Here is a 10,866-nt window from a genome sequence, read left to right as displayed (position 1 = left end):
CCCCCGGCCTACGCGCCCGGCCCGGACCGGCACCCCCCGGCCGATCCCGGCGAGCCGGCTGCGCCCCGGCCCCTGGGCCAGGGCGCGGGGGAGTGGGAGATCCCCCGCATCCCGCTCCAGTACGAGCGCGCCGTCCTCGCCGGCGCGGTGCTCCGCGAGAAGCTGCGCACCACCACCGCCACTGCCGTGCGGGGCGGGGCGTGCGACGTCGTCGCCCACCAGCAGGCGGCGATGCCCGAGCAGCTGCTCGCGCCCGAGCCAGCCGACCCCGAGCACGACGACCAGGAGCAGAAGCCCGGCCGCCGAGATGCGCTGGACCTGACGGCGCTGCGGGCCCTGCGGGCATCCCGCACGGACGTGGAAGCCCTCGATCTCACCGCAGACCGACTGCGCCGCCTCCAGGAAGCGGCCACCAAGATGGTCAACGACGCCCGCGCCCGCGCCGACCGCGTCCTCGCGGACCGCACCGCCGCACAGGCCGACGCCAGCGCGGTGCGCCCGGACGAACAGCAGGCGCACCGCCCACAGCAACCCGGACCGCACCACGGCCGGGAGGCCGGCCACTGAGTGGACCCGATGGTGCGGACCCGGTGCGGTGGTGCGCACCGACGACGCCCCGCGTCCACTCCACCGAGTGGAGTCCACCGGGTGGGAGTGGACGCCACCGTGCTCCGCACCCGCTCCACCGAGTGGAGCCCACCGGGTGGAAGGGACGCCATCGACGGGAGTGGGGCCGCGCCTCCACCCGGTGCGTTTCTCCTTGACCTCGGCTCAGGTCAAGGAGAAACGCACCGCCTCCACCGTCTCCACCCGGGCCCACTCCACCGCACCACCGCCCACCCGGTGCGCCCCACTCCCGCGCGCCGGCCGGACCGGCGCGCGCACCGTCCACCGAGTGGAGCGCACCGGATGGACGGTGGTGCGCACCGGATGGGCGCACCACCGCACCAGTGCACACCCGATGGTGCGCTCCACCGCACCGGTGCGCTCCCACCCGGTGCGGTGGTGCGGTTGGTGCGGTCAGCGGTGCGCACCGGGTGCGGAGTGCACCGCGTGCGCCAGCGCCAGGTGCTCGTCGCGCATCGACTCCAGGGTGGCGCAGGTGTCTCCGTGGTCGTCGGGGTCGGGGATCACGTTCTCGACGAAGCGGATGATGCTGCGGGCGATGCCGAGCACCGCCGTGGTGGCGGAGTCGCGCGCCCAGTCCCGAAGCGCGGACAGCAGCACGCACCCGACCTCGTTCAGCACGAAGGAGTCCGCGCACAGGTCGGCGGCCTCTCCGTCCACGGCCGTGACGGGCCAGATGATGTCCTCGGCGAGCCGCAGCAGGACGAACGCCAGCTCCGGGGTCGCCTCCACCCGACCAGCGGCGTAGGTACCGCCGCCCGTCTGCAGCGCCAGGAGGTAGTCGAAGCCCCGCTCCACCTGCTCGGGCGTCAGCGGAGTACGGGTCGGGATCAGGTACGGCATGAAGCTCTCCTCACGATGACCGCCGTGCGACTCACGGCGTCGTCCCAGCAGGGTCGGCCCGCCAGCCTGTGGACAGAGGCCAGAGATTTCTCCCCCCGAGCCGAAACCGGCGAATCGGGTCTGCAAGGGCCAAACCGGGCCCCCTTGTCCAGGACGGTCGGGCCGACCGCGAACCCGACCGCACCCCCTTGTCCACCTCTGCTACCGCCCCGACCACGGCCGCGTTTCTCCTTGACCTGGCCACGGTTAGACCGCGGACAAGGGGGGTCCGTGCACGCTGCTCCTCCGCCCCGACCACCCCGGCCGGGGTTAGCGAAGGAGAGCAGACGATGACGAGCACCCACACGAGGGCCGGGCAGCGGCACCGCGCGGGCCGACCGGACCCGAAGGCCGGCCCGGACTGGGCAAACCGAAGGGCACTCCCCGGACGCCCCCTTCGAAGGCCCCTTGGGAACCCCCTTTGGTGCCTGGCTCCCCAGGCCGGAGGAAAACCCCTTGTCAGGCCGCGGATCGGCGCGAAAACCGCGCCGTCACAACCCTCTTCTCTCCTCCTGATGTCCGTATTGGAGGAGAGCCTCGGGTTCCGGGGGGCCCGGACGCCCTCCCAGGCCGGGCACGCCCAGCGGCGGCGGCAGCAGCGGCGGCGGTCGGCCGGCGGCCGGTCGCGAGCAACGAGGGAGCAGAGCTGATGGCGGGGAAGAGGAAGAACAACCCGGCGGGGTCGACGAACAGCTACCGCGGCGACGTGCTGCGCGTGCTCGGAGCGCTGAAGGTCGCGACAACGGATCAGATCCAGCGGATCGGCGCTCCGCACCTGACCTTCCGGCACGCCGACAAGCCGACCCCGTCGAAGCAGAAGCAGGCCCGCACCGCCTCGCACACCGCCGCGCTCTCCGACATGCGCAAGCACGGCCTGTCCGCGAACGGCGGCTCCGTCGAGACGGGCGACGCCCTGCGCAACCTGACCCACAAAGGCCTGGAAGCCGCCTCCTACGAACTGCGGCGCCCGATGACAGAGATGGGCTCCACCGCACGCGGCGCGGGCTCCAGCGGAGCCTCCCACCCAATGGCCGTCAACGAGACCGTGATCGCCATGCTGCGCCCGAAGCCGAACATGGCCAAGCTCGCCAAAGACCCGGCCCACGTCCGGGCCGCCGCCCAAGCCGCCGTCGACGGACCGGACGGGATCGGCACGATCGCCTCGTTCTGGACCGAGGTCCCGCTCCCGGCGACCGGCACCTGGAACGCGCCCGGCAAGGGCGGCGCCCAGGCCGACCTCGTGCTCACCGCCCCGCAGGACGGAGTGCCGCTGCTGTTCATCGAGGTCGACAACTGCCACGAGACCGCCGAAGAGCTCGCCGACAAACTGGAGAAGTACGCCCGCTTCTTCCGCCGGAAGGTAAAGGACACCGACGGCAAGGAGCGCCCGATATGGCGCACGCGCTGGACGGTCCCCGAGGGCCGGTACGGCGATACGCCGCACCCGCCCGTGCTGCTGGTGTTCAACCGGCTCGGTGAGCGCAACCCCGACCGCACCGTCCCGCGCCTGATGGAGCTGACCCGTCACCTGTGGCAGGGGGAGCGGCAGCGAGGCGGCCACCACCTCTACGACCGGAAGATCCCGATCATCACGGCCGGCCTGAACCAGCTGCGTGAGCACGGCCCGGCCGGCCCGGTGTTCGCCCGCTTCGGCCGCGAACATCCGCAGACCCTGCTGGAGGCGATCGGCAACCCGCGCCTTGAGTCAGCCGACGCCCGTGAGGCAGAGGAGGCCAAGGCCCGCGCAACGGCGTACCAGGCGGAGCTGCGGCAGGCAGCCCAGGAGCAGGCGGCGAAGCAGGCGGCCGAGCGCGAGGCCCGCCGTCCCGTCTGCACCGGCTGCGGGGCGCGGTTCACCGACGCCCGCTGGGAGGCGGTACAGCCGACGGACTGGGGAGCCCCGAAGGACTCCCACCCGCACCTGTGCGACGGCTGCAAGCAGCGCGCCATCACCGCCGAACGCCAAACCGTGCACATCGAGCATGGGCACCAACAACAGGACCAGGCCGTACCCGAGCAGAAGGACGGCGGCTGGCTGTCCTGCTTCCGTACCTGAAACGACCGGGCTCGCGATGTCGAAGGCCAGCTCGGGCGTTTGGGGACCGATCCGGTGTCACGATTCTGAGACCGCCTATGTGCCGAGGGTGATATGCATGCGAAGATCGCTCCCAGTTCGGCAGGAGGGGCGGAGGGCTATGGCGGCCAAGGATGATCAGTTCGAGGCGTCTGCTTCAGCCCTCGGCTACCTCTACCAGTTCGCCAAGGCGCTGCAGCTCTGCATCGAGCAGTGGGTAGGCGGACTGGAATGGAGCGTCGCCGTCGAGGCGGCCGATGACATCGAAAAGCATGCCGGGTCGCTGACAGAGCTGCTTCAGCTCAAGCAGCGAGCAGAAGGTACGCGGCTAACTGACTCGGCACCTGATCTGTGGAAGACACTGCGGATCTGGTGTGAAGCGGCTACGGGCGGGCGGATCGACCTCGCTGAAACGAACCTGTTCTTGATGACGACGGCCGAACTGCCGCGCGGCAGCGCCGGCTATCACCTGCAGCCCAAGGCGAGCGAGCACCGTGACGAAGAAAAGGCGCTCACCTTGCTGCGGGCGGCTCGTGAAGCGTCCTCGAGCGACAAGCTACAGAAGGCATTCGCGGCCTTCGACGGCCTGGAAGCGGACGGGGCTATGGGGCAGAGCGCCCTGCTGGCCCGGATTGACGTCATCGGTGGCGCTCCCCGGATCGACGAGGTCCGCGAGACCATGCTCGGTCACGCGGCCCTCGTCGTGGGGCATGACCTCGCCAAGCCCTTCCTCACGCGCCTGGAGGGCTGGTTCTACGATCGGGTGATCGAGCAGATGCGCTCGCCAGGCGGTGCCCCCATCACCGGCGAGGAGTTCGACCAGGTCTTCAGCGATCTACGCCACCAGTTCGGCCCCAACAGCCTGCCCATCGACCCCGATATCGCCGACCTGGACCCTGAGCCTGCCGAGTCGGCCGACAAGATGTTCGTCCGACAGCTGGACCTGATCGGCATCGGCTCCGAACGAATCCGTCTGGCCGTGCGGGACTACGTGCGCGCCTTCAACCAGCGGTCACGCTGGTCGGAGGAGAAGCTCCTGCGGGTGGGAGAGCTCGGCAGATATGAGCGCAGGCTGGTGGAGGAGTGGCAGGCGCGTTTTGCGGACATGCGCGAAGACCTCGGTGACGAGGCAACCGAGGAAGAGATGAAACGTGAGGCCAAGCTGATCTACCGCTGGGTGGATCGCGAAGCCCGCGCCCAGATCCGCACTGGCCTTGAAGAGGTGTTCATCCCCAAGGGGTCGTATCACATGCTCGCCGACGAACTGCGGGTCGGCTGGCACCCGGACTTCACCGCCCGGCTGCTGGCCCTCCTTGAGCCGGCCGGAGCACGCTGATGACGGCAGTCGACCTAAGCCGCGAGGAGCGAGCCCTGTACAACCCGGCGTTCACCGCAGTGCTGTGCGCCCGGGCCGTTCAGGGTTACGACAAGGAGTACGCCGCCCCGTGCCCGCTGCCGGTGGCCGTGACAGCCACCGTCATGGCCTTGCAACCAGCTATCCGGGCCGTCCTGCCGGCCACCACAGGAACCGGCCTGATGGGGTGGTTGGATGAGAACGACGCCGTGCGAGTTGCTATGACACGCAACGCGGCCTCATTGGCTGGCGTCGTGCGGCCCGGCCTGCTGTTCGCGTTGCAGAGCCGCATCCTGCACTGCCACAGCGGCGGCTTGGACCCGTTCCCCCGCGCACTCGCCAAGACGATCAAAGGCGACACGGAACAGAGCGTCGCCATCCAGAAGGCTGCTTTCCAGCTCGGCCGCTGGCTCCCCAGCACCGGAAGCCTCAGTACCGTTCTGACCCTCCTTGGAGTCCAGCCGTGACCTTTCAGATCCGTGCGGTCACCATCTACGGCAAACGGGCCGGCCAGGTGCGCACAGTGCCCTTCGAGCCCGGCACCCTCAACATCGTCACCGGCGACTCTCGACGAGGCAAAAGCGCCCTGCTGACCATCATCGACTACTGCCTGGGCAGCTCCGGCTACCCGGTCAAGGCCGGCAAGGTCCGCGACTACGTCAGCGCCTACGCGCTCACCCTGGTCAAGCCCGAACAGCAGCTCTTCATCGCCCGACGCGCACCCGAAGGCAAATCCGCCGTCAGCACCGTCCTGTGCATCCTCCCGCAAGCCCCTGGCACCCCGCCCCCGCCACTGCAAGAGCTCATGTTCGCAACCCCGCTGGATGCGGCGAAGGACATGCTCAGCGACTTCTGCGGCATCGACCGCACTGTCCGCGTACCGGCTGTCGGCCGAGCCCAGACCATTGCCCCATCCATCCGCCACGCCCTGTTCTTCTGCCTCCAGGCCCAGAACGAGGTCGCCAACCCCGACCTGCTCTTCCACTCCCAGGGCGAGGAATGGCGACCCAACACAATCCGCGGAGTCATCCCCTACTTCCTGGGCGCCGTCGACCCCGAACAAGCGCTGCGTCGCAACCGCCTACGTCTCCTGCGCCGCGACCTCGCTGACCTCGAAGCCGCGCTCGCCCCCTCTCAGAATCTCGACCCCGCCACCGGCCAAGCCCGAGCCCTGCTCACCGAGGCCGTCGAAGCACACCTGCTGGCACCCCTGACCAACCCAGAGCCGTCAGCCGACGAAGTACTGGGCCTCCTTCGCCAAGCCTTGAGCCACACCGAGCCGTCGCCCGAGCAGGACAGCGCCGAGGACCCCCTCAGCGCCCTCACCACGCGGCGCAACGAGCTACGCGCCCTTCATGGACAGACTCGTGTAAAGATCGCCGATCTCAAGCGCCAACTTGCCGAGAACACCGACTTCACCGCCCAAGCCACCGAACAACGCGCCCGCCTGGTCTCCCTCGGCCTGCTCCGCCGAGACCCCGAAACCTCCAGGGCCACGCACTGCCCGGTATGCCAGAGCACCCTTGCCTCCGCCAACGACACCGTCACCGCCCTGACCCGCGATCTCGCCCATCTGAACGGTGATCTCCAAGTAATCGGCAGTGACACCCCGGCGATCCAACGCCTGATCAGCCAGGAAGAAGAGCGCCTGCAAGAACTGCGCTCCGCACTCGCCCGAAATCAAGAAGAGATCAACGAAGTCACTGCGGGCTTGCGCGCCCTGCAACAAGAACCCGACGATGCGCGCCGCGCCGCCATGGTCCAGGGACGCATCAGCCTCTACCTGGACACCACCGCTCACCGCGCGGTAACCCCCCAAGTGGAAGATCGGCGGGAAGAGCTCCGCCAGCAGATTGCCGACCTTGAAGAGCTGCTCAGCGACGACACGCAGGGCGAGCGCCTCGCCAGCTACCTCTCGCTGATCAGCCAAAAGATCACCAGTAAGGCCGCCGCACTCAGCCTTGAGCACTCGGAAAACCCCATCCGCCTCGACGTCAACCGCCTCACTGTTATCGCCGACAAAGCAGACGGCCCTCTACCTCTACCTGAGATGGGCAGCGGCGAGAACCACCTTGGCTACCACGTAGCCGCCATGCTCAGCCTGCACGAGTGGTACACCGAGCACCGCGCCCCAGTGCCTCATCTCCTGGTGCTCGACCAGCCGTCGCAGGTCTTCTTCCCGCCCGATCACACAGGCGAAGCCATCCTGGGCGCCAACGACCGCCACAAACTGTTGAACATCTTCCAGGCGATCCATCAGACGCTGCGCCTGCTAGAAGGGCAGTTCCAAGTCATCGTCATGGAACACGCCGACCTTGATCACCCCGACTTCGGACCGTACGTGACTCAGCGATGGCGCTACGACACCAATCAAGCGCTCGTACCAGCCGATTGGATCGAGGAAGAAGCTGACTAAGAGGAGTCGGTGACCTTCCGTCTACTCGTGCTCTCTCCGGGCGCGGTTGGCGACCCAGTTCGGATCGTGTACGGGCACCGGCACGGGGGTGTCGGTGGCCGGGGCGCGCATGATGCGCCAGTTGGTGCGCGGCGCGGTGACGGCGTGGGCCAGGACGACGACGGCCTGGCGGCCGGCGCCGCCCCGGGCACACGTCCCGGTGAAGCCCACTTGATCGGCCGCCCGGTCGCCCAGCCGCTGCCACGGGCGCAGCCGCCTGAGCAGATAGCCGGCCGCGAGCGCGGCGGCCGCGGTGACGGCGACGCCCATCAGGACCAGCGCATGCCGATGGCGGACAGCAGTTCCATCCGCTCCGGCGTCAGGGTCGCCGCCCGGGAGCGCTGGTTGCTGATCCAGGCGCCCAGCTTGTGTTCCCGTTCCTCCTGGTCCTCGCCGACGATCCGTTCAACCCACTTCCGGGGGACCTGGAGGTGGCCCTCGCGCTCGTAGTACTGCTTGGCGGCCTGGTAGTTCATTGCCCACTTGTCGGCCTGTGTACGGCGCGGCTTCGGCTTCTCGTCCTCGCTCGCGGGCTCGATGCCGAGGACCTGCTCGCACATCCACTGCTGCACGGTCGTGAGCTGGTCCCAGCCGCGCCGGACCGACTGCACCCACCGGCCGAGATCCTCGCCCTGGCGCAGGACGTCGCCCGCCGTAGCGGGCAGTGCCTCGCCCGCGTCCAGGTGCATCCGGACCAGGTGGAAGCACCGCTGCCACGTCACCGGCCAGCTCGGGCACCAGGAGGCGTCGATCTCCTCCAGCTGCTCGCGCCGCTCGTCCGACAGCGCCCCGGCCGACGACTCCACCGGCAGGCCCTCGGCACGGCGCTGCTCGATCTCCTGCGCCTTGCGAGCGGCGGCCCGCGCGTTCTTCAGAAAGATGCCCACCCGGTACCCCTGGAAGGTGGCGTCCAGCGGGGCCAGGAGGTGGCCGTGTTCGGCCGCCCACCCGCGCGCTGCCGCGAGGCCCTCCTCCCACGCGACGTCGTAGTGCGACCAGATCATGCCGAGCTTCTCCAGCTGCGCGACGCGATCCTCGTCCATGTCACCGCGGGCGTAGAACCGGCGCGCGTCGGCGGTCCACTGCCCCAGCGGGAACCCGGCGAGCGAGGCCGGCCACCCCTCGCCCTCCACCTCCTGGTCGTCGACGGCGGGCACGCGGAACGTGAACGGCACCCGGAGGTCGCCGTGCTCGCGGGCGTAGATGACGGCGGCCTCCACTCCGCGCCGCCAGTGCTCGTGCTCGGGGTTGAGGACGCGCAGGTTGATGAACGCGGCGAGGGCGGCCGGGTCGCGGGGCGTGGAGAACTTCAGCAGGGCCTTGGCGGGGGCACTGACGCCTCCGGAGCCCTCACCGCTCCCGCCGGTGCTCGTGCCGCTGGCGTCCTTGCTGACGGGCTTGTAGCGGCTCGGTGCCTGCTGCTCCGCGAGGGTCTCCACGATCCTGGCGTCGTGGGCCCGCAGCGCCTCCAAGAGCTTGGCGAGGCCGCCGAACGCCCGGGAGGTCAGCATGTTGTCCGCCGTCTCGCCCGGCCCGAGCAGGACCGGCACGACCAGGCTGGCCATCTTGCCCTCGCCGGGCTGCATCCGCAGCGCCCGGCCGACGGCCTGGACGAGGTCGGGCATGGAGCCGCGTACGTCGGCCCAGTAGACGGAGTCGCAGTTCTTGGTGTCGACGCCCTCGCCCAGGACCTTCACCGAGCAGAGGAAGCACTTCTCCACCACGGTGCCGTCGGTGGCGATCCCGGCCGCGAACTCCCCGAGGAGCCGGCGGCGGTGGAGCGGCTTGTGGTCGCCGCACAGCCAGTCCGCCCAGAGCGTCTTCGGGTACAGCTCGGGGTCGCTGGCGTGCAGCTGCGCGGCGACGTCCGGGAGGCCGGCCGCGAACGCCTCGGCCTCGCGGACCTGGTGGTGGAACACGAGCGTCCTGCGGAAGCCCTCTTCCGCGGACGCCTTCACTAGGGCGGTCTGTAGGGCGGCGAGCCGGGCCCCGCGGACCTCTGCCGAGCGGCCTTCCGCGCCCAGGAGCTGCGCGGCCTGGAGGGCGGTGTCTGTGACGTCCACGCAGACGACCTGGTAGGGGGCACAGATTCCCCGGTCGATGGCCTCAGAGAGCGTCAGGGTGAAGCAGCGGCTGCCGAAGGGGCCCTCGGGGTCGTCCTCCATGCTCGCGACCAGCTCGCCGGGGGCGCCGGCCTCGTCCTCGTCCCCGAGCTGCCACAGCCGGGGCGTGGCCGTCATGTAGAGGCGGCGCAGGGACGGGATCTTCTGGTTGTCGTGGACGACCGCCCACGGCTTCCCGATCCGTCCCGAAACGCGGTGGGCCTCGTCCACGACGATCAGGTCCCAGGCCGCGAGGCCCCCGGCGTGCGCCCGCTCCAGCGTGCCCAGCCCGAGGCTGGCGTACGTGGCGTACACGGTCACCTTGTCCAAGCCGCGCGTCCACTCCACCAGCTCGTCCACGTCCGTGGTGTTGGGGAAGGACACCTCCTCACCGCGCAGCGAGGAGACCCCGATCATCGGTCCCCGGCGGCCTCCCTCGCGCCACGCGGCCTCGGTCTGGGCGAGCAGGTCCAGCGAGGGCACGAGCACCAGCACACGGCCCGCGTGGAGCTCCTCCGCGCTGCGGACCGCCACCCGGGTCTTCCCGGACCCGGTCGCCATGATCACCTGCGTTCGAAGCCCTCGCTCGGGCACAAGTGATCTTGCAGGCAATTCGAGGGCGCGCACGACCGCGTCAATGGCTTCTCGCTGGGCTGCCTCGCGCTGATCAGCGCGGTCTGTGCTCGACATATCGCCTGCCTTCTCCTGTGGTGCCGTCCGGTCGATTCGAGCGGCGGGGAACGGGAAACCTGCACGTAGATGGGCCACAAGGGCTACGGTGGGATTGACGCGATCGGCTGGTTGATCCGCCCCGCCGGAGCATCGGCAAGGCGGCCGGGTGGATCTCAATAACCCTCCGGAGCGGTCCGGGGGTGGTGTGCTCTGAGTCCAGAGTCTATCTCGCTCTCAGAAATGAAGCACAAAGAATGCTGAGATTCCCCCGAACGTGACTGAAAGCCGTTATTCTTGCCTTATCGCCAGCCAATCCAGGACCTTGACGCCCCCTCAATTCGGCCTCTCCTTCGGGTGGTCGGCCCCGAGCCCCCCGTCACCTGCCCGACTACCTGTCACCTCCCCTTCCTCTTGCTGCTGCTCGGGCCGCAGGCCCGTGGGTGGGCCGCGCGGAGCGTGCTACACCTGGAGGGTGGGGGAGTGGGGCGCGCGCCCCGTGTGGCTGGAGCGCAGCGGAGGCCACGGGTCGGCCGGAGGCCGGCCCCGGCCCGCAACGCGGGCCGGCTGCCCTGCCCTTGGCGGTGAGCGCGGAGCGCGTGCCGCTTGGCGGTGAGCGGAGCGAGCCGCCTCCGCTCACGCGGAGCGGGAGCGGCCGGGGAGCGCAGCGACCCGGCTCGCTGCTACGGGCGCAGCCCGTAGG

General features: G+C 69.8%; 8 protein-coding genes. 5 read left to right on the top strand and 3 right to left on the bottom strand.

Features of this window, described 5'->3' with window-relative positions:
- Positions 1-567 (top strand): hypothetical protein (locus tag GL263_RS28395; RefSeq protein ID WP_228456479.1); only part of this gene is annotated, 567 nt, incomplete at its 5' end.
- Positions 568-1,020: 453 nt separating this feature from the next.
- Here GL263_RS28395 and GL263_RS13250 read toward each other — a convergent pair.
- Positions 1,021-1,470: a hypothetical protein gene (locus GL263_RS13250; RefSeq protein ID WP_182855881.1), complete on the bottom strand. Its 450-nt coding sequence runs from the start codon at positions 1,468-1,470 to the stop codon at positions 1,021-1,023.
- A gap of 688 nt (positions 1,471-2,158) precedes the next feature.
- On the opposite strand from GL263_RS13250, the gene GL263_RS13245 reads away from it, so the two are divergent.
- The 4 genes from GL263_RS13245 (at position 2,159) to GL263_RS29060 (ending at position 7,353) form a co-directional block, all read left to right on the top strand.
- Positions 2,159-3,565 (top strand): replication-relaxation family protein, encoded by a 1,407-nt coding sequence (locus tag GL263_RS13245; RefSeq protein WP_182855880.1) that lies wholly within the window; start codon positions 2,159-2,161, stop codon positions 3,563-3,565.
- 139 nt (positions 3,566-3,704) lie between these two features.
- The gene (locus GL263_RS13240) at positions 3,705-4,919 is read left to right on the top strand and encodes an ABC-three component system protein (RefSeq protein WP_182855879.1); all 1,215 of its coding nucleotides are present in this window, start codon (positions 3,705-3,707) and stop codon (positions 4,917-4,919) included.
- Complete coding sequence (locus tag GL263_RS13235) at positions 4,919-5,404, top strand: three component ABC system middle component (RefSeq protein ID WP_182855878.1); 486 nt, start codon at positions 4,919-4,921, stop codon at positions 5,402-5,404. Before GL263_RS13240 ends, GL263_RS13235 begins: the two co-directional genes overlap by 1 nt.
- A complete protein-coding gene (locus GL263_RS29060) occupies positions 5,401-7,353 on the top strand; it encodes a DUF3732 domain-containing protein (RefSeq protein ID WP_182855877.1) in 1,953 nt (650 codons plus the stop codon). Before GL263_RS13235 ends, GL263_RS29060 begins: the two co-directional genes overlap by 4 nt.
- 21 nt (positions 7,354-7,374) lie before the next feature.
- Here GL263_RS29060 and GL263_RS13225 read toward each other — a convergent pair whose 3' ends face one another.
- Both GL263_RS13225 and GL263_RS13220 read right to left on the bottom strand, forming a co-directional pair.
- The gene (locus tag GL263_RS13225; RefSeq protein ID WP_182855876.1) at positions 7,375-7,662 is read right to left on the bottom strand and encodes a hypothetical protein; all 288 of its coding nucleotides are present in this window, start codon (positions 7,660-7,662) and stop codon (positions 7,375-7,377) included.
- Positions 7,662-10,184 carry a DEAD/DEAH box helicase gene (locus GL263_RS13220; protein ID WP_182855875.1) on the bottom strand — a complete coding sequence of 841 codons (2,523 nt, stop codon included), beginning with the start codon at positions 10,182-10,184 and terminating at the stop codon, positions 7,662-7,664. The genes GL263_RS13225 and GL263_RS13220 overlap by 1 nt, the downstream gene beginning before the upstream one ends.
- Between the last annotated feature and the right edge of the window lie 682 nt (positions 10,185-10,866).

It is taken from the genome of Streptomyces durbertensis, from assembly GCF_014156695.1.
In the GTDB taxonomy this organism is placed as follows: domain Bacteria; phylum Actinomycetota; class Actinomycetes; order Streptomycetales; family Streptomycetaceae; genus Streptomyces; species Streptomyces durbertensis.
Note: the sequence above shows the minus strand (reverse complement) of the source record. Positions and strands in the feature narration are given on the sequence as shown.